Origin of the sequence: Acinetobacter sp. YH01008 (assembly GCF_013420435.1) — a bacterium.
Lineage (GTDB): Bacteria > Pseudomonadota > Gammaproteobacteria > Pseudomonadales > Moraxellaceae > Acinetobacter > Acinetobacter pseudolwoffii.
In genome coordinates this window covers 62,822-85,520 of record NZ_VOYD01000009.1, presented here as the reverse complement: position 1 = coordinate 85,520, position 22,699 = coordinate 62,822, and the positions used below count along the sequence as shown (strand labels likewise).

The following is a 22,699-nucleotide window of genomic DNA, read 5'->3' as shown; positions in this document are numbered from 1 at the left end:
GAAAAGACTGGCATGCAGCACACACATTTATTTATGCCTCTGGCACTCGTTAGTGCAATGGCAGTAGCACAACAAGTATATGCAGCAGATGAATTCATTGTACAAGATATAAAATTTGATGGATTAGTGCGTTTAACTCCTGAGAATGTATATGGCCTCGTGCCAATTAACAGTGGTGATCGGGTCAATGATCCGGTCATTGCCAATGCAATTCGCAGTTTATATGCATCAGGCTTATTTGATGACATCAAAGCTGTTCAGCAAGGCAATACTCTAGTTTTTCAGGTGGTAGAGCGCCCAGTCATTTCGAAAATCGAACTGAAAGGCAATAAGCTGATTCCAAAGGAAGCACTTGAAGATGGCCTGAAAAAAATGGGTCTGGCTGAAGGTGAAGTGCTGAAAAAATCTGCTTTACAGACAGTCGAAACCGAGCTTGAGCAGCAATACATGCAGCAAGGTCGCTATGATGCAGATGTTACAGTCACGACGACAGCAAGACCGAATAACCGGGTTGAATTGCAGATTGATTTTATTGAAGGTAAAGCCGCAAAAGTTTTTGATATCAATATCATTGGCAATACTGTTTTCAAAGAATCAGATATTAAACAGGTATTTGCTGTTAAAGAAAGTAGCTGGAACTCGGTGATTTCACGTAATGACCGTTATGCACGTGAAAAAATGGCTGCAAGCCTTGAAGCATTGCGTGCTATGTATCTGAACCAGGGTTATATTAACTTTAATATTACCAATTCCAGTTTGAACTTGAGTGAAGATAAAAAGAATGTCTTTATTGAAGTGTCTGTAGATGAAGGCGAACAATTTAAATTTGGTCAAACCAAATATTTAGGTGATGCACTTTATCAAACTGAAGAATTGCAAGCCTTACAGCTGTTTAAAGAAGGTGAAACTTATTCGCAAGAAAAAGTAAATGTGGTTAAGCAGCTATTACAGCGTAAATATGGTAATGCTGGTTATTATTATGCAGAAGTGAATATTGTTCCTCAAATTAATAATGAAACCAAACAGGTTGATTTAAATTACTATATCAATCCAGGTCAGCAAGTTACAGTACGACGTATCAATTTTACCGGTAACACCAAAACTGGCGATGAAGTATTACGTCGTGAAATGCGCCAGATGGAAGGTGCGCTTGCCAGTAATGAAAAGATTGATCTGTCCAAAGTCCGTCTGGAACGTACCGGTTTCTTTAAAACAGTCGATATCAAACCTGCACGTATTCCGGGTGCACCCGATCAGGTGGATCTAAATGTTGCCGTTGAAGAGCAGCATTCGGGTACCAGTACTCTGGCTGTCGGTTTCTCGCAAAGTGGTGGTGTGACCTTCCAGGCAGGTTTAAGTCAAACCAACTTCCTGGGAACCGGTAATAGCGTATCGATTGACCTGTCACGTTCTGAAACCCAAGATTACTATAACCTGAGTGTGATGGACCCGTACTTCACCATTGATGGTGTACGTCGCGGTTATAACATGTACTACCGCAAGACCAAGCTAGACGATGATTATAACGTCAACAACTATGTGACGGACAGTTTTGGTGGTGGAATTAACTTTGGTTATCCAATTGATGAAAACCAGAGTGTTAGTGCTGGTTTAAATATCGATCAAACTAAAGTGACAACAGGTCAGTTTGTATCTACGTATGTTCGTGATTATCTAGAAGCGAATGGAGGGAAGAGTATTGATACCAATACATTCCAAACATGTTCAATTGCTAATCCGGGTAATGACCCTGCATGGACATGTCCAGAGGGTAGTGTAGTCACCAATAGTTATGAAAGTGAATTTGAAGGTAAATTCTTAACATATAACTTAAATTTAGGCTGGTCGTATAACACCTTAAACCGTCCGATGTTCCCGACTAATGGTATGTCACATCGTATTAATGCAGAAGTTGCATTACCGGGTAGTGAAGTGGAATATCAAAAAGTGACTTATGATGCTCAGGCCTTCTTCCCGTTAGGTAAAGACTTTGTTCTGCGCGGTTATGGTAAGTTGGGCTATGGTAATGACCTGCCATTCTATAAGAATTTTTATGCCGGTGGTTTTGGTTCGGTGCGTGGCTATGAAAATAGTACCTTAGGTCCAAAATATGATGGTGTATATTTTAGTGAAAGAGGTGAGCCGGATCCTTCACCTGAAGAAGTAGGTGGTAATGCATTGGTTCAGTTTGGTACTGAGCTAGTACTGCCAGTGCCATTTAAAGGCGATTGGGCGCGTCAGGTTCGTCCGGTTATCTTTGCAGAAGGTGCGCAGGTTTTTGATACCAACTGTGATGTGCCTGCTCCAGACAGTAATCTTATTGTAGGTGGTACTACTTATAATGCTCGCCAATACTGTAAAGATAACTTCGGTTTCGATGCAGGCAATATGCGTTATAGCGTTGGTGCCGGTTTCACCTGGATTACCATGATTGGCCCATTGTCACTGAGCTATGCTTATCCGTTGAATAAGAAAGACGGTGATGAAACTAAAAATATCCAGTTCGAAATCGGCCGTACTTTCTAAGATTATTAGCTAATCCTGAATATAGATTTTGCTCATGAAGTTGCGAGGCTTTATGAGCAAATTTTTTTGAATGAGTAAGAATATGAAAAAAATGATCATGGCGATGAGCCTGGCTTTGGCAAGTATTGCACCTTTGACTCAAGCAGCTGGTATCGGGGTAATCGATTTGGAGCGTGTAGTCGAAGGCAGTACTTATCTGAAACAGCAAAACACGGCATTTCAACAAAAAATTCAGCCACAAACCAGCAAGATTGAACAACTCAGTAAAGAACTGGAAGCTTTGCAGCAGCGTGCTCAGTCTAATACCAAACTGGGCAATGCTGAAAAGCAGAAGATGTCTACGCAATATCAGGCTAAATTTCAGGAATTGAATCAGTTGCAACAATCTGTGCAGAGTAATGTTCAGAGTTCGATTCAGCAAATTCGGACGGTATTTGATGCACGTGTAAAGCAAATTGCTGAACAATTACGTAAAGAAAATAACCTGGATGTGGTTTTAAATAAAAATTCAGCACTTGCTTATGACGCTAAATATGATTTAACTGATAAAATGATTCAAAAGGTTAATGCAATTAAGTAATCAATGAATCATCAACAGCTTCAGTTAGCTGACCTTGCTCGCCTGGTTCAAGGCGAGTGCGTAGGTCAGGCAGATTTGCGTTTGAGCGCTTTGGCCAGTCTTGAGCATGCGACATCGCAAGATTTGGCATTCGTCAATGCAGACAAATATGTAGAGCAAGCCAATCAAAGTCAGGCAGCTGCTTTAATTGTCACGGCTGAACTGAAACAACAAATAACGTCACATCAAAACTTTATTGTTGTTGCAAATCCTTATCTGGCTTTTGCGATCCTGACCCATGTATTTGAGAAAAAAAATACCCAGCGTGGTATCGAAAGTACTGCTCAAATTCATCCTTCAGCGATCATCGCCGATGATGCGTATATTGGACACTATGTGGTGATTGGCGAGCATTGTGTTGTGGGCGCCAATACCGTTATTCAGCCTCATGTACATGTCGATAATGATGTGGAAATCGGTCAGGACTGTTTTATTGATGCGCATGTGACGCTGACGGGTGGCGCCAAAATTGGCAATCGCGTTCGTATTCATGCCAATACCGTGATTGGCAGCGAAGGTTTTGGTTTTGCACCTTATCAAGGTAAATGGCATCGTATTGCCCAGCTTGGTTCTGTGCGTATTGCTGATGATGTGCGTATCGGGTCAAACTGTAGTATAGACCGCGGTGCATTGGATGATACGATTTTGCAACAGGGTGTGATTATTGATAATCTTGTGCAAATCGCGCATAACGTCAAGATTGGTGCCAATACCGCACTCGCAGCAAAATGCGGAATCGCCGGAAGCACTACAATTGGCAAAAACTGTGTATTTGCAGGTGCGGTGGGGGTAGTAGGCCACATTAATATCGCAGATAATGTCACAATTACTGGCATGTCAATGGTGACAAAAAATATTTCTGAGGCGGGCAGTTATTCTTCTGGCACACCTATGTTGGAAAGTTTGCACTGGAAACGTGCTGCTGTGCGTTTTAAACAATTAGCAGATGTGCCATTGACCCAGGTGATGAAACGACTAGATCATATGCAATCTCAAATTGAGTCCATTGAATCAACATTTAAGTTGCGTAAATAATTATGATGACAGAGTCGAATTTGCCTACATTCACGAAACCTGAATTGCCAATGAATATTCAAAAGATTCGTGAATATTTGCCCCATCGTTATCCATTTTTATTGGTTGATCGCGTGGTCGAGATTACCGAAAATGGCATTGTTGGTTATAAAAACGTCTCAATTAATGAAGAGTTTTTGCAAGGCCATTTTCCGAATTATCCAATTATGCCGGGTGTGCTGATTGTTGAAGCACTGGCACAAATCTCGGGAATCTTGGGTTTTGTGATGAACAATGAAACACCAAGTGCGGGTTCATTGTTCCTTTTTGCCGGTGCGGAGAAGGTTAGGTTTAAAAAACAGGTGGTTGCAGGCGATCAATTGGTATTAAAAGCTGAATTGGTGATGCAAAAGCGCGGCATTTACAAATATAATTGTATTGCCACTGTAGATGGCGTCGTCGCAACAACCGCGGAAATTATGGTTTCGCATCAAAAAGTCGAGCAGGCATGAGCAATAATCCCCTTATTCATCCAACTGCCATTATTGACGCATCAGCAGTCATCGCTGCTGATGTAGAAATTGGTCCATACTGTATTATTGGGCCAAACGTCACTATTGGTGCGGGTAGCAAACTTCATTCACATGTAGTGGTGGGTGGCTATACGCGTATAGGTGAATATAATGAAATTTTCCAGTTCGCCAGTGTAGGCGAGGTTTGTCAGGATCTTAAGTATGCCGGTGAAGAAACCTGGCTTGAGATTGGCGATCACAACAAGATCCGTGAGCATTGTAGTTTGCATCGTGGTACCGTTCAGGATCAGGGTTTAACCAAGATTGGCAGTCATAATCTTCTAATGGTCAACACCCATATTGCCCATGACTGCATGGTCGGTGATCACAATATCTTTGCCAATAATGTCGGTGTGGCTGGACATGTTCATGTCGGGGATTATGTGGTCATTGGTGGAAACTCAGGGATTCATCAATTCTGCAAGATTGACTCTTATAGCATGATTGGCGGAGCATCACTGATTTTGAAAGATGTGCCGGCCTATGTGATGGTGTCAGGTAATCCTGCGCACGCTTTTGCTATGAATATTGAGGGAATGCGTCGTAAGGGCTGGTCTAAGGCCATAATTGACGGTTTGCGTACTGCCTTTAAACTGATTTATAAATCAGGTTTAACCACTCAGGAAGCAATCGAGCAGATTCGTAAAGATATCTTGCCGGAAGTTGCCGAAGCACAACGTTTGATTGATTCTCTTGAACAATCCAAGCGTGGTATTGTGCGCTAAAATATTTCAAGTAAAAAAAGACACCTTTAAGGTGTCTTTTTTATTGCTGAATTAAGGGTTATCTAGAAGATTATTACTTAAAAAATTTAGCTTCTTCAGATTGCGGGTAATTACTGAGTAATTTGTTCTTGTACTGGGTGGCAATGGCCGGTTTTTGCTCGACGTCCTTGCTAATGTTATGCAGTTGATAAAGCGCACGCGAAGCACGGGTCGACTTTGGATAGCGGTCTGCCACAATGGTGTAATTGCGTTTTGCTTCTTCAAAATTTGGCGGATCGATGGCCAGATTGAATTCTGCTAACCAGAAATAGGCATTGCTGATATACACACTATTCGGATTGTTTTTAATAAAGTTCTGCATGGGTGCAATGGCTTTGGCTGCACCGCCATTTTTATAGGCATCTAAGGCTACTGTATAGGCTGCTTTGTCCAGCTCGGTGGGCTGTTGTCCGCTGCTCGCTGTATTGATCTCATTCGCATTTAAACTGGGAGAACTATCCTGTGGGTTGTCCTCCGTTGGGTTTTCTTCAGCCGGTTCAATTTTTTGCTGTAACAGTTCCAGGCGCTGATCGAGATCGGCATAGCGATTGGTCAGTTCGCTTTTCAGTTGGGCAATTTCATTTTCCTGTTCTTCCATTTTGCCGCGCAAGATCCGCAGATCACTTTCCAGTTGCTGGTTTTTTTGCATAATCTGCCAGCTGGTATTGGTTTGCACAGGTGTCGATACGCCGGCAGAACTCGCAGACTGGGTATTCATTGACGCTTGATTGGCAGTCTGGCTCAAGCCACGCGATTCAATTGGAATATTGGCAAATAGCGGTGTGGTAAAGAGTGCTGTCACTGCACACAATACGGTCTTTTTAAACATCATAAAATTTCCATAATTCTTTGTGAGATACGTATCCGCTGCTCATCTTTTAAAGAAGATCATTCATATACATTGCACACATTAAAAACGGCATTTTTAGAAATTGCAACAAGGTTTTACAAAGATCATGCGAATCTGGGTGTTGATGGATTGATTGTGAAGATCGCTTGAAAATCAGCAGAAATATTAATATTGTTTTTAAAATAATCAAACGGATAGCTTGATGGATTATTTTAAGGAACAAAGCTTGCAACTTGATTAAAAATCTCTATACTCTGTTTTTGTAATGGTAGCCCTGCTGGTTACTTCGCAATTGTACTCTATGAACCCCGCCAGGACCGGAAGGTAGCAACGGTAATAGAACTATGATGTGCCGGAGCTTTGCTGGTAGGGTTGCCACCATATTTTTAAATAATAAAAACATTTTATCCCAGCCTATTAATCTCAAAGCTCACTTCTAATATCAGCTAATTTTTAATATTTTATTATCCCGATAATTCGTTCTGCTAGCGAACTGATTTTCTCATTTTAAGATCAATCTGCAAACACTTTTGTAGTGGGTCTATTAATGAATCTGAATACAAATTAATCTTCCACTTTATGGTTAATCGCCTTAATAATCGTATCCATTTCAAAACCACGGTACATCAGAAAACGGATCTGTTTGGCCTTGAGCTTCGGATCTTTAGTAACTTCCGCCCCATATTTTTTGACTTTCAGCGCATAGGCTTGCTGCACCCAGTCAGTTTCTTTCAGTTCTTCTGCGATTAAAGCCGTATCAACTTTCTTGTTTTTTAATTTCATTTTAATCTGATTGGGGCCTTTGCCTTTACGCTTTTGGCTCGACAGCATGGTTTCTGCGACACGCTGATCACTCTGGTAATTCTCTCGTGATAATTCTTCAACTAATTCCAGCACTTCATCGCGATCCTCTGCATATAGGCATAGCTTCTCGATCAGTTCGGCTTTGGCATATTCCTTGCGGGTCAGTACGGCAAAGGCATACGAACGCAAACGCGAGCCAGTTAAGCCCGGTTTTTTCTTTTCATCATCAGGGGTATCAAACAGGCGCTCTTCTGAGTCGAAAGTGGGTTTTTGTTTCAATGTGTTTTGCTGGGTCGCTTGATCATCAGCATCGCCAAATTGCTGTTTTAAAGTTTCATAATCGAGCAGTTTGCTGAATTTTGCCTCTGACATCTTTCTCTCGCATTTTATCATCTACCCATCATAACAAAACGCCCCGTAGGGCGCTGTGTCGTGATGTTTAAAGACTAGGCAAATAATAGATTAGGCATCTAAAAGATCTGCTTCTTCTTTATTATCTTCTTCAGTGATCACGGCTTTGGTCAGCAGTTGCTCGCGAATCAGCTTTTCAATGGTTTGTGCCATTTCTTTATGCTCTTCCAGATAACGGATGGTATTGTTCTTACCTTGGCCAATTTTGTCGCCTTGATAAGAATACCACGCACCGGCTTTCTGCACGATTTCTTGCTGTACAGCAAGATCGATCAATTCACCTAGATGGTTCACGCCTTTGCCGTACAGAATCTGGAACAGCGCTTCTCTAAATGGAGGTGCCATTTTGTTTTTCACGACTTTGACTTTGGTTTCAGAACCAACGATCTCGTCACCTTCTTTCACCTGACCAATACGACGGATGTCTAGACGTACAGATGCATAGAACTTCAATGCGTTACCGCCAGTCGTGGTTTCCGGGCTACCGAACATGACACCAATCTTCATACGAATCTGGTTAATGAAGATCACCATACAGTTGGAACGCTTGGCATTACCGGTGATTTTACGCAGTGCCTGGCTCATCAAACGGGCTTGCAGACCCATATGCGAGTCACCCATTTCGCCTTCAATTTCCGCACGTGGCGTTAGAGCAGCTACAGAATCGACCACGATCATGTCAATTGCACCAGAGCGTACCAGCATATCTGCGATTTCAAGTGCCTGTTCACCGTGATCGGGCTGCGATACCAGCAGGTTATCAATATCTACGCCAAGTTTACGCGCATATTGCGGATCAAGTGCATGTTCGGCATCGATAAATGCACATGTACCACCGGCTTTTTGACATTCTGCAATTGCTTGCAGGGTCATCGTGGTTTTACCTGATGATTCAGGACCATAAATCTCGACGATACGGCCCTTCGGTAGGCCACCAATACCGAGTGCGATATCCAGGGTTAAAGAACCTGTAGATACTGCTTCAACAGCCTGAACGGTATTGTCACCAAGACGCATGACTGTATTTTTACCAAACTGTTTTTCAATCTGGCTTAAGGCAGCATTAAGCGCCTTGTTTTTATTCTCATCCATCTTACAACCTCAATACGATGTCACTCAGTTAGTACTCAAGTGGATGTCTTAAATTAGAGCTTTGTTCCACAGGCGTATAGTGACAGAATTTTCCCTAGTGTTCTATCAATGTCAGCGCATGTACGACACATTCTGACGCTTGAATTTAATCGTCATTATACGACCATGACTGATCAAAACTCTGACTATTTTCATTTTTAAATTTACTGATATCCCGGCGATCTTTCTTGCTTGGACGATGATCGGGACGAGCTAGATTATGCAACTTTCTTTGTGAGGTAATCAATTCCCGTCGAGCAATACTGACTTCGGTTTCTTCATACAGTTTTTGTGCCACAGGTGCAGGGCCGCGAACATCAGAAAGTTCTTTAACCAGGACAGTTTTCTTGTCGATGCCTTGCTGAATCGTCAGTTCCATGCCAACACGGACTTCGCGTGATACTTTGACACGTTCACCATTGTGGTGGACTTTACCACCTTCAATTGCATGTTTGGCAATGGAACGGGTCTTGAAAAACCGTGCTGCCCAAAGCCATTTGTCTATACGCATGCCTACCGCATCTTCGGGTAAAGACGATTTACGCATATTTTTTCTCTACCTCAGCCTGATTTAAATAAGTGATTAAATCTGTTAATTGGTGCAGCATCGGATAATTGCAAGTCTCGCGTGCGACTTTGGCCGAGGAGGGGTGCTGGATACTGAACAGGTTTTCAATCCCGTAGGCTTTGGCACCATTCAGGACTTTTTCGGTATCATCAATAAAATAAGCATGTTGCGGATCGAAGGGATGCATGGCATTCAAGCCTTGCCAGAATTCAACAAATTCTTTGGCATGCCCAATCGTTTCTGAACTGACAATCACATCAAAATAATGGCTTAAATTTAAGTGATCCAGTTTAAAGGCCAGTCCGGCACAATCGGCATTGGTGGCCAGCCAGATCGGGTAGCCATTCGTTTTCAGATAATCCAGTAATTCGAGACAATACGGGCGTAAGGCGACTTTGTCTTTATGTTCAATCTGCATCGCCAGAACATCAACTTCGACTTTAGCCGTCCAGAAGCGTGAGGAGTACCAGTTTAGGGTATGATTATGTTCCTGATAGAATGCGGAGAGGGTCGCCTGACTGTGTTCTATGCTACAGCCATGTGTCTCGGCATAACGGACAGGCAGCAACTCATTCCAGATGAAATCATCGTAGGCAAGATCAAGTAAAGTTCCATCCATATCGAAAATTATGGTAGGTTTTTCAGAGCATTTTGACATATTTAGGTTTTCTATGTTTAAAGCAATAGCAGCACCACAAGATCCGATGATTTTGCAGTTTGTGCCCATTTTGACACAAGCCTGTGAAATTTTGCGAGAAGAATATCAGCGTTATTGTTCTGGTGCGGCTTTTGATGTCATCCAAAAAAATGATAATTCTCCGGTAACTCAGGCAGACTTAAGGGTCAATACTTTTCTAACTCAGGCTTTGGCAGATATTTCAGACTTGCCTTTATTGTCAGAAGAAGGAAAAGAACATGAGCGTCGTTCATGGCCAGAATTCTGGTTATTAGATCCGCTAGACGGCACCAAGGAGTTTTTGCATCAGCGGCCTGAATTCACCATCAATTTGAGTTTGGTTCGTGGAAGTTTGACGACTTTTGCCATATTGGCAGTACCAGAACAGCAAATGATTTATTTCTGTGCAGAGCAGGGGCTACCTTATAAATATGACCTTCAGCGAGATACGTGGTTTGGCTATGAAGCAGCGCCAACAGACCAAAGAATTGCGATTGGTCTGAGTCAAAGTAGCCAGCAGAAACCGAAATATGTCGACTATTTACAGCATCTGGCCAAACTTACCGAATATACAGAGTTCAAAGCGGGCAGCGCCTACAAGTTTTGTATGATGCTGGAAGATCAGGTGGATATCTATCCACGTTTTCATCCGACTTCGGAATGGGACACCAGTGCTGGTCAATGTATGCTGGAACGGATTGGTGGTGGTTTGGTCGATTTAAAAGGACGGCCATTTATTTATAATCATCGCGATACCTTGCTCAATGGCGGATTTATTGCCTATAAAAATAATAATATGAAAAATATTGCATTACAGGCGGTGGCTGACATGCAGGCCGAGCATTGAGCAAAATCCTGAGCATGGTATAGTGATGATTAACTCATTACCAATCCAGTTGGCTGTCACGTGTCCCTGAAACTGCTTCCACCGAGTATGTTAAGTGCAATTGATTTATTGCCTGATGTACAGACGCCTGTCACCTTATTCACACGCCATTCGGTTCGTGAAGATGTTCCGGGTCAAGGTCTGGCAGGTTATGACCTGCAATTGACTGGTCAGGGGCGGGATCTGGCACAGGAATGGGGCGCTTATCTGGCTGATCAGACAGATCGTGTAATTCATCACTGTATTTCGAGCCCGATCCAGCGCTGTATTGATACTGCTGCGCTCATGATTGAAGGTGCGGATGCGGTTACCCCTGAGCAGAATACCCATCGTATTGAAATTATCGAACAGGGATTGCTGGTCGAGCCGGGCAGTTTTGTGCTGGATATTCAAAAAGCCGGGCCTTATTTTGCCAAGCAGGGTGCGCTCGGTTTTGTGAACAGTTTTGTCAATAATGCCTTGCCAGGGATGAAACAGCCGATTCATGGTGTGGTGGATGTGCTGGAACTGATTTACAACACTCATCCGCAAAATAAATATGGATTGAGTCTGGCCGTCAGCCACGACACCATTTTGGCAGCAATGATTGCGGTGATGTCGGGACGTCAGGATGTCAGTCGGGAAGACTGGCCAAAAATGATGGAAGGTCTGTTTGTCTGGTTTGAAGGTGATGTATTTTTAGAATCCAAGCTGAAATGGATCTGGCGCGGACAGGTGCATGAACTGGATATTGCCGATTTTAAACGTTCCCAACTTTCTTAAATCAAATTGATCTATTCAAAACTCAATTGTTCGCAGCAATTGAGTTTTTTATTGGGGGGTAGAAATTATGAAGATCGTATGGCCTTTCATATTGATCATTCAATAAAAGTCAGGCTAAAACGATAAAAATAAGTTTTAAACTGCATCTTTTACATTTATAGGGTGAAAGTTCAATAATGTAAGTATAAAAATTATCTATGCTTAATAAATATAGAAATATTCATCTTGAGGAAAAACCATGAAAATTATTACAATTTTTAGCCTGATCGCGATTCTGGGTTTAACCGCATGTCAAAAGCGGGATTCTGACACTACGCAACAGGATAAAACCACTTCGCCATCCTCTATGGATAAAGATCAATAATCTAAAAGAGGCGGATTCAGGTTTTTATCTCATCGTATCGGCTATATGAGGGGCGTCTAAACGGATTATTTTTCTGAATGAATCGTTATATTTTTCTGATTTCTTTAAATTCAGGCACAAAAAAAGCCCTAAAAAGGGCTTTTTTCATTTGCGATTAGTTAGAAGCTAGTGCTTTAACTTGCGCGTTCAAGCGGCTCTTATGACGAGCTGCTTTGTTTTTATGGATGATGCCTTTGTCAGCCATGCGGTCGATTACTGGAACAAGCGTTTTGTACGCTTCAGTAGCAACAGCATAGTCATTAGTGCCGATAGCAGCTAATGTACGTTTAAGATAGGTACGAACCATAGAACGCAAGCTTGCGTTGTGTTTGCGTGCTTTAACGTTTTGACGAGCACGTTTTTTAGCTTGAGCAGAGTTTGCCACTCGTGCACTCCTTGAAATAGATTGGTCTGGGCGGGCTGAAACTCAACTGAAAACCATCATCAGAGGAATTATCACCAGCCCGTAAACAAGTGCCATATTTTGATTAAACTGAGCACCGAAGTCAAGTCTTGACATGCTTTGACAACATTTTAGATGCAGAAAAATTCTAAAGAAAACGTTAGATTAGTATTCTACCTAGGAGATCGTATAAAAAATGACTAAATCGCTGATTCATCCCATCGTCATAGGTGCCACCGGTTTGGTGGGAAAACAACTCTTAAAACGTCTGCAAGACGAGCCAACTTGCCAGCAGATTACTGCAGTGGTCAGAAAATATCAAAATGATCTGGATAGTTTGGATAAAGTCCAGCAATTGGTGCTTGAAGATTTCCTGATGCTGAATGATCAGGATGTCAGTGAGCACAGTCACGGTTTTAGCTGTTTGGGCAGTACCATGAAACAAGCCGGATCCAAGCAGGCCTTTTATAATATTGATTATACCATTAATGCCCATTTTGCCGAATTGCTGCAACAGACTTCAGCGCATTACTTGTTGTTGAGTGCGATGGGCGCCAACTCCCAGTCTCATTTTTATTATAATCAGGTTAAAGGCCAGCTAGAAGAATATGTACAGACCTTGAGTCTGGATAAAATCAGCCTGATTCGGCCTTCATTATTAATTGGCGAACGTCCCGAGCAGCGTTTTTTGGAGGATGCCGCACAGCAGGTTTATCATAAAATATCGCGTTTTATTCCGGATGGTTTTGCTTATAAGCCAGTGACAGCCGAGCAGGTGGCTCATACTATGGTCGAGGCCGCGCTGACTCAGACGGTAAAATTTGAAATTTATGATAATTTACGCATACAAAAAATGAAATGAGGGGAAACACCGTGTCTACAGCAGCATTTGTCACCTGTGACTTATTAGATGATCATCCGGAATTAGAGCTTCAAGTGGTGACACCTTGTCTTGACGGTAAATTTTTTAAAAGTTATGGGGCCCGTAAAACCTTTGGCGGTCAGATTGTGACGGTGAAATGTTTTGAAGATAACTCCCGGGTGAAAGAGTTACTGGCCACAGATGGAACAGGCAAGGTACTGGTGGTCGATGGCGGTGCATCGATGCGCTGTGCCTTGATGGGTGACCTGATTGCGGAATCTGCGGTCAAAAATCACTGGAATGGTGTGATTATTTATGGTTGTGTGCGTGATGTCGATGCGATTGCTGAATTAGACCTTGGTGTACATGCATTGGCGGCTATTCCACAGAAGAGCAATCGCAAGGGCGTGGGTGAGGTGGATATCACCCTCTGTTTTGGTGGAGTCACGTTTAATGCTGGCGATTATGTCTATGCAGACAATAATGGCATTGTGGTCTCTAAAACAGCCTTAGTGGCTTAATCGGCTGAAATCTGCATTTCTGCATGCAAGAATAACAACAAAACTCATCTGGACCCTGAAAGACAGGATGCTTCTTAGATTCTGTCTTTCATTCATATAAAACAAAAATAGGAAAATACTATGTTGACTCATCAAATCAAAGTCGCACAAGCCTTAGCTTCTTCAGTCGCCCAAGGAGGGCGTGGCATGGTTGGAACGCCATTTCCGAATCAGCCTGAAAAATCAATTAAGCTCTATGAATTTGAAGGTTCACCTTTTTGTCGTCGGGTGCGTGAAGTGCTGACCTTACTCAATCTGGATTATGAAGTTTATCCATGCCCTAAGGGTGGTACGAAATATCGTCCGGTCGTAAAACAGTTGGGCGGCAAGACCCGCTTTCCATTTTTAGTCGATGAAAATACAGGCGATCAGATGTATGAGTCGCAGGATATTATCCATCATTTATTCAAGCATTATGGCAAAAGTGGCAAAACGCCAAAGAAATATGCAACTTATCCGAAAATTCCAGTCGCTGCTTTTGCCGGAACAATTATTAATGGTGCGCGCGGAGTCTGGATCAATAAACAGGTGCTTGATCGTCCGGCACCGGACCAGCTATTGGAATTATGGGGTTTTGAGGCCAGTCCTTATACCCGGATCGTACGCGCCGTGTTGAGTGAGCTGGAAGTTCCCTTTATTTTTCATAATGTCGCCAAAGAACGCTGGCAGGATTATGGGCCAGCCAAGTTGCGCTTAAGACCGGGGAAATATGAACCACTACCAGGCGGGAAGCGTGAACATTTATTTGAAATGATGGGAAATAATATTCAGGTTCCTTATCTGGTCGATCCAAATACAGGCGTGAATATGTTTGAATCAGCTGAGATTGTAAAATATTTAAAACAGCAATACGGCGCCGCTTAAAATATTCAGCCTATTAAAACTCTAAAATTGTGCTTAAGAAATGCCATTCACTGCGTAGATGGCATTTTTTTATGCTGGTTTTAAGCAGACGGTATTTAGAATATCCCTATGAGGCTAGAAAGAAATAGCATAAAAATGAAATAAATCATGATTTTTAGAGTTTTTTTGGTTATATTTTACTCTTCAAGGTGACATAACAATAAATATAAGGGGCGTGCTTATGACAGCACTAGAGGCAGTCTTGCCAGTACCTGTATTAATCGTTGAAGATGAGTATGTCATTCAACGACGTTTAAAAATTATATTAACCAATTTGGGCTATAGCGAAGATGTTCTGCTCTTTGCCAATAATCTTAAAGAAGCATATTTCATTTTAAAACAACAGCCGATTTCACTGGCATTGGTCGATTTGGGGCTGCCAGATGGGAGTGGGATTTCGATTATTGAAAAAATTCGCGAAAATGACGCACAAACTCTGATTTTGGTGGTTTCGGCCTGGAGTACGCAAAACAGTTTATTTACCGCAATTCAGGCGGGTGCCACCGGTTATGTATTAAAAGAACGCGATGATGTGGAGGTCACTTTGGCGATCCGCAGTATTTTACGGGGTGGCGCGCCAATTGATCCTTTTATTGCGCGGGAAATTCTCAAGCAGATTTCTATACCTGCTTCATCACCACCAGTCGAACGCAACCATTCGGATGCCGAGCAGGAAGTGCTGACCCATCGGGAAAAAGAAATTCTGTCACTGGTCGCACAAGGCCTGAGTAATCGAGAGATTGCCGAGCAACTTTGTGTGTCACGTTATACCGTCGAAAGTCATATCAAGCATATTTACCGGAAACTGTCCGTCAGTCGGCGTACCAAGGCAGTCAGTACCGCACGGCATTTAGGAATTCTGTGATGCATCCAGCTCGTTCTGGAAGCAGGCAGCGACAGAGATTGCAATGGATCGGTATTTTGCTCTTTTGCTGCTGGCTGTGTCTGTTAAGTGGTATGAGTCAGGCGCAAGACCATTTTCAGGTCAATGATCTCTGTGATGTAAAGATTGACTACATTCAAAAGGTTCAGGTGCAAAATCCTAGCCAGATGCCTGCATCTGGCTGGCAAAGTGTCAGTTTACCGGATAACTGGCAGCGTAACTGGAAAGATTATCATGGTGGGGCCTGGTATAAAATTGTTTGGAACTGGTCATGCCAAGACAATATTCGTCTTGCAGAACCGATTGCCTTTTCCATTGATTATATTAATTCGGCCGGCGCCGTGTTCCTGAATGGTGATTTACTCTGGTCAGATCAACACCTGCAAGAGCCATTGTCAAAAAGTTGGAATATGCCGCGTTACTGGATTTTGCCCATCAGTGGCTTAAACAAGGGCAGTAATGAAATTCTGGTTTATGTACAGGGTTATAGTTTTCAGAACGCCGGACTGGGTAAAATTGAATTTAATAATGTGCTGGTCAATAGCCAGAAGTATTTAGGCGAAATCTGGGATCGCCGCACGCTGTTTCAGATGAATATGATTTTCTCAGCAATGATTGGGATCATCTGCTTCATTGTCTGGCAATTTCGACGTTCAGAAACCACCTTTGGCTGGCTGGCACTCAGTTCATTCCTATGGATTCTGTTTATTTCCAATGTACTGACCACAGAAAGCTTTCCGTTTCGCTCCAGCATCGCGGCCAGCAAAGCCAATATGCTTTGTTTTATTGCCTATATCCACTGTTTTAGTCTGTATTTGATCCGCTTTTTAAAACAGAGATTTAAGTATGTGGAGCGGGGATTTATCCTGATCACGCTTTTATTTGCTCTGCTGATTGTGATGAGTTCCTTGGATTATCTGGGGCAGGTACTGGGCACAGCATTTATTTTCTATGTGGGATTATTTATAAGCTGTATTATTTATGTGAGCTATCACGCACTTAAAACCCGCAATGGGGAATATCTTTTCCTGATGCTGTGTCTGTGGGGGATTTTGTTATGTGTAATCGTAGATCTGATCATTTTAAGTCAAACGGCAATTAGTGATTTTTCACCTTTATCACCCTATACCTCACCAATTATTACCCTGTTTGTGGTACTGATTATGGCCACGCGGTTGAATCGTAATGTCAGGAAAATCGAAAAATTTAATAGCCAGTTAGAACGTAAAGTCCAGCAGGTCGGCGCTGATCTGAATAAAAGCCTGAACGATAAACATCAACTGGAGCTGGATAATGTCCGCTTACAGGAGCGGATTAACTTATCGCATGAACTGCATGATGGGCTAGGAGGCTCGATTGTGCGCTCTATGATTCTGGTCGATCAGAGTACTGACAGCATTCCCAACCGACAGTTTCTTTCTATGCTGAAATTGCTCAGAGATGATCTCAGACAAATCATTGATAGTGGTTCGTCTATCGAAAATAAAGTACCGGAAACCCCACTACTCTGGATTGCCCCGGTACGTTATCGTTTTACCCAGTTGCTGGAAGAGATAAATATTGAGGTTGAATGGTTATTTCCAAAAGTCTGGCAGCGTGAACCGACCGCATTGCAATGTTTGACCCTGATTCGGGTGGTCGAAGAAAGTCTGACCAATATCATTAAGCACAGTCAGGCCAGTCAGGCGAAAGTCAGTCTGGAATATTTTCTGCCACATCAACTCACTTTAAGTATTCAGGACAATGGCGTTGGGTTTGATGCTGAAATAGTGCAAAAAAATGGTCTGAGTATTGGGATGCGCAGCATGAAAATGCGGGTCGAACGTATGGGAGGCGTGTTTCAGATTGAGTCTGAGAAAGGGCATACAGTGATTCAGGTCGTATTGGAGCTCTATCAACCCTAATCTTTGCAAATAAAAAGAGGATTATTTAATCCTCTTTTTATTTGGCTTTAGCTTAGAATTAGTCTTGTTCTGCTGGCGGAACCAGCATCAGTACCGCATCATTTAATAATGCCGCGACATCTTCCAGAATATCTTCATCAGCGAAGTTTTCATCTAGCAATATGGTTTCACCATCTGCAAGCTGCTTGAGTTTTGTGCTAAATGCCTCAGAGATTTCAATCCCTTCACCATTGGCCCAGAACAGAACATCGCCGTCTGCTTCGGTGTAGAGCAGGCGTGAAGCCGGTTCGAGCATCAGGCTATAACCCTGATCCAGTGCTTCTTCCAGATCACCTGTGCCGATTTCTTCCGCTTCCGGAAGGTTCTCTGGATATTTGGGTTCTGACATTAAAGTCATAATGGCATCTTCTAAAACATTTGAATTATGCAGTTGCTGCATGATCTGTTCTTTTAGATATTCCAGCTCATTGCCGCTGACTTCACCAATGGCTCCGACTTGGTCACGAATAATATCAACCAGCGGATTGCGTAAACTTTCATTCTCAGAAAATTTATCACCGACACGATCCATCATATCGCTCACATTTGGCATACGGAAGCCAAAGGAAAAGGTTAGACAATCATCTTCTGCAACGCCGTAATGCGCCAAACCAGGTGGCACATACAGCAAGTCGCCAGGTGCCAGAACTTCGTCAAAATTCACCTCAATTTCAGGCAATAATTTCAGTGGCTGACCCGGAACCAATGCAGTTTCGGCATCACACATTTGTCCGAGCTGCCAGCGACGATGCCCGTAGCCTTGTACCAGAAAGACATCGTAAAAATCAAAGTGCTTTCCTACAGAGCCGCCTTGAGGTGCATAAGACACCATGATGTCATCGCGGCGCCACTGTGGAATAAACGGGAACTTTTTCCACATTTCCGACAGGTCAAATGAATAATGATCTACCGCCTGAACCAAAAGTGTCCATAGCTTGGGCATTTTCTGAAAATCAGCTTTAAGTAAAGGCGAAGATTTCACGCTCCACTGATTCGGATCACGGTCTTTTTGCTTGATTAAACGCGCAGTGACGTGTTCTTCAAGCGCAAGTTCCATCACGTCGTCAGGTTCAAGCAGATTGGCAATTTCAGGCATCGCATTACGGATCAGTAACGGTTTTTTTTGCCAGTATTCACTCAGGAATTGTTCAGCGGTGATTCCGCCTAAAACGTCTAAAGGTTGAGACATAGATTACAGCCTGAATTAAGGGGAGATTAAGGAACTAAAATTTTCAATTCACGAAGAATGTGACACAGCTTGATCATCGGCATGCCCATCAAAGTGGTCTGGTCTTGCCCGATCATTTCTTCAAACAGGCTGATGCCGAGGCTTTCACATTTGAAACTGCCGGCACAATGCAGTGGCTGTTCAATCGCGACATAACGTTCAATTTCGGCTTTGGACAGTTTACGGAACTTGACTTTATAGTGCTCGACCAGCGTTCGTTCATAACCAGTAGCCTGCTGTTGCACACTGAGTGCAGTACTAAAATAGACAATCTTGTCCGAATTGGCCTGTAACTGGCGAATGGCTTTTTCAGGGGTTAAAGGTTTGCCAATAAAAATATCTGGTGCGCCTTCACGCCATGCCACCTGATCCGAACCAATCACAATCGCTTCAGGATTTTGCTCAGCAATATATTTGGCTTTCTCAAAAGCCAGCCGCTTGGCCAAATCATCTGCGTGATTTTCACCGCGAGGAGACTCATCGATATCCGGTACTAGAGAAATATAATCAATATGCAGGCGATTCATCAACTCTTTACGGGTTTGGCTGGAGGATGCCAAAATAATCTGTACAGCATTCATTAGACAGCATATTCCTCAAGAATATTTAAAGGTACATAAGACAGCACCGCTTTATGGCAGGCTTGCAGCTTGATCGGGGGCGCTTGACCTGCTTCATAGGCTTCGACCCAGCGTGTCACGCAGAGGCACCAGAAATCACCGGGTTGCAGGCCAGGGAAGTCCAGCTCTGGCAAAGGTGTGATCAGGTCATTGCCCACTTTTTGCGAGAAATTGAGAAATTCCGACGTCATCTGCGCGCATACCGTATGCTGCCCCAGATCAGTGGTCGCAGTATGGCAAAAGCCATTGCGGAAATAACCGGTAATCGGATCGAAGCAGCAGCTTGATAAAGGCTCACCTAACACGTTCAAACGGTTAAGATTTGGATCAGGATGTATCGACATAGGCACTGAATCTAAAAGAAGCTTTTTTCTATCATAACAAAACTTTGGCATTCAGAATGTTTTCTGCAAAAGATGCTAACCTTTTTCTGCATAATCATTTAAAATCGGCTGGTTTTAATATCTATAAAGTGAGCTCTACATGAACTTTCAGCGTATGACTGACCTCGATTTAGCAGGTAAACGTGTTCTGATCCGTGAAGATTTAAACGTTCCTGTTAAAAATGGTGTGATCACCAGCGATGCGCGTCTTCGTGCAGCATTGCCAACCATTCAAGCAGCAGTTGAAAAAGGCGCTGCAGTGATGGTGTATTCTCACCTTGGTCGTCCGGTTGAAGGTGAGCCTAAAGCTGAACAATCGCTTGCACCTGTAGCGGCTTACTTGACTGAAGCTTTGGGTCAAGACGTAAAATTATTTACCGACTACCTAGATGGCGTTGAGGTTCAGCCGGGTCAAGTTGTGTTACTTGAGAACTGCCGTTTTAACGTTGGTGAGAAGAAAAACAATCCTGAACTTGCTGCAAAATATGCAGCGCTGTGTGATGTATTCGTGATGGATGCATTCGGTACAGCGCACCGTGCAGAAGCATCGACTGAAGGCGTAGCGCGTTTAGCCAAAGTAGCTGCGGCAGGTCCATTGCTTGCAGCTGAACTTGATGCACTAGGCCGTGCACTTAAGACACCTGAAAAGCCAATGGTGGCAATTGTTGCGGGTTCTAAAGTATCGACTAAACTTGATGTGTTGACTTCACTGTCTGACATCTGCGATCAATTGATCGTGGGTGGTGGTATTGCCAATACTTTCCTTGCTGCGGCAGGCTATAACGTTGGTAAGTCACTGTGTGAAAAAGATCTGATCGATACTGCAAAAGCCATTGCTGCAAAAGTATCAGTGCCACTTCCAACTGACGTTGTGGTTGCCGATGCTTCTGAAATCAACTTTGAAGATTTCCTGGGTTCATTGGCTGCTGCGAAAGCAACTGTGAAAAATGTTGCCGATGTTGCTGATAACGACATGATTCTGGATGTAGGTCCGGAAACTGCGAAAGCATTTGCAGAAATCCTGAAAACCTCTAAAACCATTCTCTGGAATGGCCCGGTGGGTGTGTTTGAAGTCGATCAATTCGGCGAAGGTACCAAAACTTTATCTTTAGCGATTGCTGAATCTGCCGGTTTCTCGATCGCGGGTGGTGGTGACACATTAGCTGCAATCGACAAGTACGAAGTAGCAGATAAAATTGGCTATATTTCTACGGGTGGTGGTGCATTCCTCGAATTCGTTGAAGGTAAAACCCTTCCTGCAGTTGCCGTACTCTTAGAACGTGCTTGATTGCATGTCCTAAGCTAAAAAAAAAGCTGGCGTATGCCAGCTTTTTTTATGTCTATTTTTTGACAAAGATAGATTCTCCTTCATGGCTTCGTCATGAAAATGCAATAAATCTGTCATAAGATGCAGAGATTAAATCACCAAATGATGAGATCACGTGATGAAAAAACAGTTAACTTTGGCAGCTTTATTCGCTGCATCATTGGCACTGACTGCATGTGCGAAACAGGAAAATGCACCGGTCGCTGAAACAGAAAGCTCGGCAGCAGTAGCCAATGAGACTATAACGCCAGAGCAGCAAGCAGCCATTGATGCTATTGACCAGCCAGTTTTAGATGAAAAAAATACCGATATTCCAGCTGAAATTGCCAATGCGCCAGCAGATGAAGCAACTGCAGACCAGTCAGTTACAGCGACTTCTGAGCCTGTAGCACCTTAATCCAGTGCATGTGAGATAAAATCCCTGCAAAAGCAGGGATTTTTTTTAAATAGTGTTATTTGTTGCTGAATTGAAACCTTTGAACATGTAGAATATGTGGCATTCACTGGGAGGATATTATGGCTCTTATTTCATTGCGCCAGCTCTTGGATCACGCCGGCGAACATGCTTACGGCGTACCAGCATTTAACGTAAACAACTTAGAACAAATGCGTGCAATTATGCTTGCAGCAGATGCAACCAATTCACCTGTTATCGTACAAGCATCTGCGGGTGCGCGTAAATATGCAGGCGCTCCGTTCTTGCGTCACCTGATTTTGGCTGCAATTGAAGAATGGCCACATATTCCAGTGGTAATGCACCAAGACCACGGAACCAGCCCTGACATTTGCCAACGTTCAATCCAGCTCGGCTTTTCATCAGTGATGATGGACGGCTCACTTGGTGAAGATGGCAAAACCCCAACTTCATACGAATACAACGTTGATGTGACTCGTCGTACGGTTCAGATGGCACATGCATGTGGCGTTTCTGTAGAAGGTGAGATCGGTTGTTTAGGTAGCCTTGAAACAGGTATGGCGGGTGAAGAAGATGGCGTAGGCGCAGAAGGCGTACTGGATCATTCTCAACTTCTGACTTCAGTTGAAGAAGCACGTAGTTTCGTTGCAGATACCAATGTGGATGCGCTGGCGATTGCTGTAGGTACTTCACACGGTGCGTACAAATTTACGCGTCCACCTACAGGCGATATTCTGGCGATTGACCGCATTAAAGAAATTCATGCGGCACTTCCAAATACGCATTTGGTTATGCACGGTTCAAGCTCTGTGCCACAAGAGTGGTTGGCAGTAATTAACCAGTATGGCGGCGACATCAAGGAAACTTATGGTGTTCCGGTTGAGCAGCTGGTTGAAGCGATCAAACATGGCGTGCGTAAAATCAACATCGATACTGACTTGCGTTTAGCATCTACAGGTGCAATGCGTCGTATGATGGCAGAAAAACCAAGCGAATTCGATCCTCGTAAATTCTTCAGCGCAACGGTTGATGCCATGAAGCAAATCTGTATCGATCGTTATGAAGCATTTGGTACTGCCGGTAATGCAGACAAGATTCGCCCAATTTCTTTAGAGAAAATGGTGTCGTACTATAATAAATAATTCCCAGTGAATCATTTATAGAAAAAGCCCACAGCGAATGTGGG

The 22,699-nt window shown here is 43.2% G+C and carries 25 protein-coding genes and 1 other RNA gene; 17 read left to right on the top strand and 9 right to left on the bottom strand.

Translation table 11 applies throughout. The features are described 5' to 3' along the window. Nucleotides 1-12 precede the first annotated feature (12 nt). The 5 genes from bamA (at nt 13) to lpxA (ending at nt 5,456) form a co-directional block, all read left to right on the top strand. Nucleotides 13-2,526 (top strand): outer membrane protein assembly factor BamA, encoded by a 2,514-nt coding sequence (bamA, locus tag FTT75_RS07455; protein ID WP_180096572.1) that lies wholly within the window; start codon nt 13-15, stop codon nt 2,524-2,526. Nucleotides 2,527-2,608: 82 nt separating this feature from the next. Beyond that, nucleotides 2,609-3,106 (top strand): OmpH family outer membrane protein, encoded by a 498-nt coding sequence (locus FTT75_RS07450; RefSeq protein ID WP_180186187.1) that lies wholly within the window; start codon nt 2,609-2,611, stop codon nt 3,104-3,106. Between the two features lie 3 nt (nt 3,107-3,109). Beyond that, nucleotides 3,110-4,180 (top strand): UDP-3-O-(3-hydroxymyristoyl)glucosamine N-acyltransferase, encoded by a 1,071-nt coding sequence (lpxD, locus tag FTT75_RS07445; RefSeq protein ID WP_005096712.1) that lies wholly within the window; start codon nt 3,110-3,112, stop codon nt 4,178-4,180. A gap of 5 nt (nt 4,181-4,185) precedes the next feature. Beyond that, nucleotides 4,186-4,671, top strand: a complete 486-nt coding sequence (gene fabZ, locus FTT75_RS07440; RefSeq protein WP_171063349.1) for a 3-hydroxyacyl-ACP dehydratase FabZ — start codon at nt 4,186-4,188, stop codon at nt 4,669-4,671. Continuing rightward, nucleotides 4,668-5,456 (top strand): acyl-ACP--UDP-N-acetylglucosamine O-acyltransferase, encoded by a 789-nt coding sequence (lpxA, locus tag FTT75_RS07435; protein ID WP_074382858.1) that lies wholly within the window; start codon nt 4,668-4,670, stop codon nt 5,454-5,456. Before fabZ ends, lpxA begins: the two co-directional genes overlap by 4 nt. A gap of 73 nt (nt 5,457-5,529) precedes the next feature. Here the strand turns inward: lpxA and FTT75_RS07430 are convergent, their stop codons facing one another. Then, entirely contained in the window at nt 5,530-6,327 is a 798-nt protein-coding gene (locus tag FTT75_RS07430) for a YbgF trimerization domain-containing protein (protein ID WP_074382857.1), read from the bottom strand. Between the two features lie 293 nt (nt 6,328-6,620). On the opposite strand from FTT75_RS07430, the gene ffs reads away from it, so the two are divergent. Further along, nucleotides 6,621-6,717, top strand: an RNA gene (gene ffs / locus FTT75_RS07425) — signal recognition particle sRNA small type. 192 nt (nt 6,718-6,909) lie between these two features. On the opposite strand, the gene FTT75_RS07420 is transcribed toward ffs, so the two are convergent. The 4 genes from FTT75_RS07420 to FTT75_RS07405 all read right to left on the bottom strand — a co-directional run bounded on the left by FTT75_RS07420 (nt 6,910) and on the right by FTT75_RS07405 (nt 9,917). Next, nucleotides 6,910-7,521 carry a regulatory protein RecX gene (locus FTT75_RS07420; protein ID WP_180186186.1) on the bottom strand — a complete coding sequence of 204 codons (612 nt, stop codon included), beginning with the start codon at nt 7,519-7,521 and terminating at the stop codon, nt 6,910-6,912. A gap of 90 nt (nt 7,522-7,611) precedes the next feature. After that, nucleotides 7,612-8,652 carry a recombinase RecA gene (recA, locus tag FTT75_RS07415; protein ID WP_005096717.1) on the bottom strand — a complete coding sequence of 347 codons (1,041 nt, stop codon included), beginning with the start codon at nt 8,650-8,652 and terminating at the stop codon, nt 7,612-7,614. 145 nt (nt 8,653-8,797) lie between these two features. Continuing rightward, nucleotides 8,798-9,238 (bottom strand): RNA-binding S4 domain-containing protein, encoded by a 441-nt coding sequence (locus FTT75_RS07410; RefSeq protein WP_005096718.1) that lies wholly within the window; start codon nt 9,236-9,238, stop codon nt 8,798-8,800. Then, nucleotides 9,231-9,917 carry an HAD-IA family hydrolase gene (locus tag FTT75_RS07405; protein WP_180039801.1) on the bottom strand — a complete coding sequence of 229 codons (687 nt, stop codon included), beginning with the start codon at nt 9,915-9,917 and terminating at the stop codon, nt 9,231-9,233. The genes FTT75_RS07410 and FTT75_RS07405 overlap by 8 nt, the downstream gene beginning before the upstream one ends. 13 nt (nt 9,918-9,930) lie before the next feature. Between FTT75_RS07405 and FTT75_RS07400 the strand changes: the two genes are divergently transcribed. The 3 genes from FTT75_RS07400 to FTT75_RS15845 all read left to right on the top strand — a co-directional run bounded on the left by FTT75_RS07400 (nt 9,931) and on the right by FTT75_RS15845 (nt 11,947). Next, nucleotides 9,931-10,782 (top strand): 3'(2'),5'-bisphosphate nucleotidase CysQ, encoded by an 852-nt coding sequence (locus FTT75_RS07400; RefSeq protein ID WP_100355033.1) that lies wholly within the window; start codon nt 9,931-9,933, stop codon nt 10,780-10,782. Between the two features lie 60 nt (nt 10,783-10,842). After that, complete coding sequence (locus tag FTT75_RS07395; protein WP_180186185.1) at nt 10,843-11,583, top strand: phosphoglycerate mutase family protein; 741 nt, start codon at nt 10,843-10,845, stop codon at nt 11,581-11,583. A gap of 238 nt (nt 11,584-11,821) precedes the next feature. Next, nucleotides 11,822-11,947 (top strand): hypothetical protein, encoded by a 126-nt coding sequence (locus FTT75_RS15845; RefSeq protein WP_005107186.1) that lies wholly within the window; start codon nt 11,822-11,824, stop codon nt 11,945-11,947. Nucleotides 11,948-12,101: 154 nt separating this feature from the next. On the opposite strand, the gene rpsT is transcribed toward FTT75_RS15845, so the two are convergent. Beyond that, nucleotides 12,102-12,371 (bottom strand): 30S ribosomal protein S20, encoded by a 270-nt coding sequence (gene rpsT / locus FTT75_RS07390; protein WP_180096576.1) that lies wholly within the window; start codon nt 12,369-12,371, stop codon nt 12,102-12,104. 214 nt (nt 12,372-12,585) lie between these two features. Between rpsT and FTT75_RS07385 the strand changes: the two genes are divergently transcribed. The 5 genes from FTT75_RS07385 to FTT75_RS07365 all read left to right on the top strand — a co-directional run bounded on the left by FTT75_RS07385 (nt 12,586) and on the right by FTT75_RS07365 (nt 17,501). Next, complete coding sequence (locus FTT75_RS07385) at nt 12,586-13,251, top strand: NAD(P)H-binding protein (RefSeq protein ID WP_100357128.1); 666 nt, start codon at nt 12,586-12,588, stop codon at nt 13,249-13,251. Nucleotides 13,252-13,262: 11 nt separating this feature from the next. Beyond that, nucleotides 13,263-13,772, top strand: a complete 510-nt coding sequence (rraA, locus tag FTT75_RS07380) for a ribonuclease E activity regulator RraA (protein WP_005171166.1) — start codon at nt 13,263-13,265, stop codon at nt 13,770-13,772. Between the two features lie 120 nt (nt 13,773-13,892). Next, entirely contained in the window at nt 13,893-14,675 is a 783-nt protein-coding gene (locus FTT75_RS07375) for a glutathione S-transferase N-terminal domain-containing protein (protein WP_180186184.1), read from the top strand. A gap of 220 nt (nt 14,676-14,895) precedes the next feature. Further along, the gene (locus tag FTT75_RS07370; protein ID WP_005096728.1) at nt 14,896-15,579 is read left to right on the top strand and encodes a response regulator transcription factor; all 684 of its coding nucleotides are present in this window, start codon (nt 14,896-14,898) and stop codon (nt 15,577-15,579) included. Further along, nucleotides 15,579-17,501, top strand: a complete 1,923-nt coding sequence (locus FTT75_RS07365; protein ID WP_180075799.1) for an ATP-binding protein — start codon at nt 15,579-15,581, stop codon at nt 17,499-17,501. Before FTT75_RS07370 ends, FTT75_RS07365 begins: the two co-directional genes overlap by 1 nt. Nucleotides 17,502-17,559: 58 nt before the next feature. Here FTT75_RS07365 and FTT75_RS07360 read toward each other — a convergent pair whose 3' ends face one another. The 3 genes from FTT75_RS07360 to FTT75_RS07350 are packed head-to-tail and all read right to left on the bottom strand — an operon-like array spanning nt 17,560 to nt 19,732. After that, nucleotides 17,560-18,729: a cupin domain-containing protein gene (locus FTT75_RS07360; RefSeq protein WP_180186183.1), complete on the bottom strand. Its 1,170-nt coding sequence runs from the start codon at nt 18,727-18,729 to the stop codon at nt 17,560-17,562. A gap of 26 nt (nt 18,730-18,755) precedes the next feature. Further along, on the bottom strand, nt 18,756-19,349 hold the full coding sequence (locus FTT75_RS07355) for a nucleoside triphosphate pyrophosphatase (protein ID WP_180186182.1): 594 nt from the start codon (nt 19,347-19,349) through the stop codon (nt 18,756-18,758). After that, a complete protein-coding gene (locus FTT75_RS07350) occupies nt 19,349-19,732 on the bottom strand; it encodes a DUF2237 family protein (RefSeq protein WP_005096732.1) in 384 nt (127 codons plus the stop codon). Before FTT75_RS07350 ends, FTT75_RS07355 begins: the two co-directional genes overlap by 1 nt. A gap of 139 nt (nt 19,733-19,871) precedes the next feature. On the opposite strand from FTT75_RS07350, the gene FTT75_RS07345 reads away from it, so the two are divergent. From FTT75_RS07345 to fba, 3 genes are all read left to right on the top strand, one after another. After that, entirely contained in the window at nt 19,872-21,059 is a 1,188-nt protein-coding gene (locus FTT75_RS07345) for a phosphoglycerate kinase (RefSeq protein WP_074382847.1), read from the top strand. Nucleotides 21,060-21,216: 157 nt separating this feature from the next. Next, on the top strand, nt 21,217-21,495 hold the full coding sequence (locus FTT75_RS07340) for a hypothetical protein (RefSeq protein ID WP_005171152.1): 279 nt from the start codon (nt 21,217-21,219) through the stop codon (nt 21,493-21,495). A gap of 119 nt (nt 21,496-21,614) precedes the next feature. Then, complete coding sequence (gene fba / locus FTT75_RS07335; RefSeq protein ID WP_005096736.1) at nt 21,615-22,655, top strand: class II fructose-bisphosphate aldolase; 1,041 nt, start codon at nt 21,615-21,617, stop codon at nt 22,653-22,655. The last annotated feature ends 44 nt before the right edge of the window (nt 22,656-22,699 follow it).

What these genes read in the sequence shown, in the direction of transcription:
- bamA (WP_180096572.1), top strand. Translation starts at nt 13, where the DNA reads ATGCAGCACACACATTTATTTATGCCTCTGGCACTCGTTAGTGCAATG.
- FTT75_RS07450 (WP_180186187.1), top strand. Translation starts at nt 2,609, where the DNA reads ATGAAAAAAATGATCATGGCGATGAGCCTGGCTTTGGCAAGTATTGCA.
- lpxD (WP_005096712.1), top strand. Translation starts at nt 3,110, where the DNA reads ATGAATCATCAACAGCTTCAGTTAGCTGACCTTGCTCGCCTGGTTCAA.
- fabZ (WP_171063349.1), top strand. Translation starts at nt 4,186, where the DNA reads ATGACAGAGTCGAATTTGCCTACATTCACGAAACCTGAATTGCCAATG.
- lpxA (WP_074382858.1), top strand. Translation starts at nt 4,668, where the DNA reads ATGAGCAATAATCCCCTTATTCATCCAACTGCCATTATTGACGCATCA.
- FTT75_RS07430 (WP_074382857.1), bottom strand. Translation starts at nt 6,327, where the DNA reads ATGATGTTTAAAAAGACCGTATTGTGTGCAGTGACAGCACTCTTTACC.
- FTT75_RS07420 (WP_180186186.1), bottom strand. Translation starts at nt 7,521, where the DNA reads ATGTCAGAGGCAAAATTCAGCAAACTGCTCGATTATGAAACTTTAAAA.
- recA (WP_005096717.1), bottom strand. Translation starts at nt 8,652, where the DNA reads ATGGATGAGAATAAAAACAAGGCGCTTAATGCTGCCTTAAGCCAGATT.
- FTT75_RS07410 (WP_005096718.1), bottom strand. Translation starts at nt 9,238, where the DNA reads ATGCGTAAATCGTCTTTACCCGAAGATGCGGTAGGCATGCGTATAGAC.
- FTT75_RS07405 (WP_180039801.1), bottom strand. Translation starts at nt 9,917, where the DNA reads ATGTCAAAATGCTCTGAAAAACCTACCATAATTTTCGATATGGATGGA.
- FTT75_RS07400 (WP_100355033.1), top strand. Translation starts at nt 9,931, where the DNA reads ATGTTTAAAGCAATAGCAGCACCACAAGATCCGATGATTTTGCAGTTT.
- FTT75_RS15845 (WP_005107186.1), top strand. Translation starts at nt 11,822, where the DNA reads ATGAAAATTATTACAATTTTTAGCCTGATCGCGATTCTGGGTTTAACC.
- FTT75_RS07385 (WP_100357128.1), top strand. Translation starts at nt 12,586, where the DNA reads ATGACTAAATCGCTGATTCATCCCATCGTCATAGGTGCCACCGGTTTG.
- FTT75_RS07375 (WP_180186184.1), top strand. Translation starts at nt 13,893, where the DNA reads ATGTTGACTCATCAAATCAAAGTCGCACAAGCCTTAGCTTCTTCAGTC.
- FTT75_RS07370 (WP_005096728.1), top strand. Translation starts at nt 14,896, where the DNA reads ATGACAGCACTAGAGGCAGTCTTGCCAGTACCTGTATTAATCGTTGAA.
- FTT75_RS07365 (WP_180075799.1), top strand. Translation starts at nt 15,579, where the DNA reads ATGCATCCAGCTCGTTCTGGAAGCAGGCAGCGACAGAGATTGCAATGG.
- FTT75_RS07360 (WP_180186183.1), bottom strand. Translation starts at nt 18,729, where the DNA reads ATGTCTCAACCTTTAGACGTTTTAGGCGGAATCACCGCTGAACAATTC.
- FTT75_RS07355 (WP_180186182.1), bottom strand. Translation starts at nt 19,349, where the DNA reads ATGAATGCTGTACAGATTATTTTGGCATCCTCCAGCCAAACCCGTAAA.
- FTT75_RS07350 (WP_005096732.1), bottom strand. Translation starts at nt 19,732, where the DNA reads ATGTCGATACATCCTGATCCAAATCTTAACCGTTTGAACGTGTTAGGT.
- FTT75_RS07345 (WP_074382847.1), top strand. Translation starts at nt 19,872, where the DNA reads ATGAACTTTCAGCGTATGACTGACCTCGATTTAGCAGGTAAACGTGTT.
- FTT75_RS07340 (WP_005171152.1), top strand. Translation starts at nt 21,217, where the DNA reads ATGAAAAAACAGTTAACTTTGGCAGCTTTATTCGCTGCATCATTGGCA.
- fba (WP_005096736.1), top strand. Translation starts at nt 21,615, where the DNA reads ATGGCTCTTATTTCATTGCGCCAGCTCTTGGATCACGCCGGCGAACAT.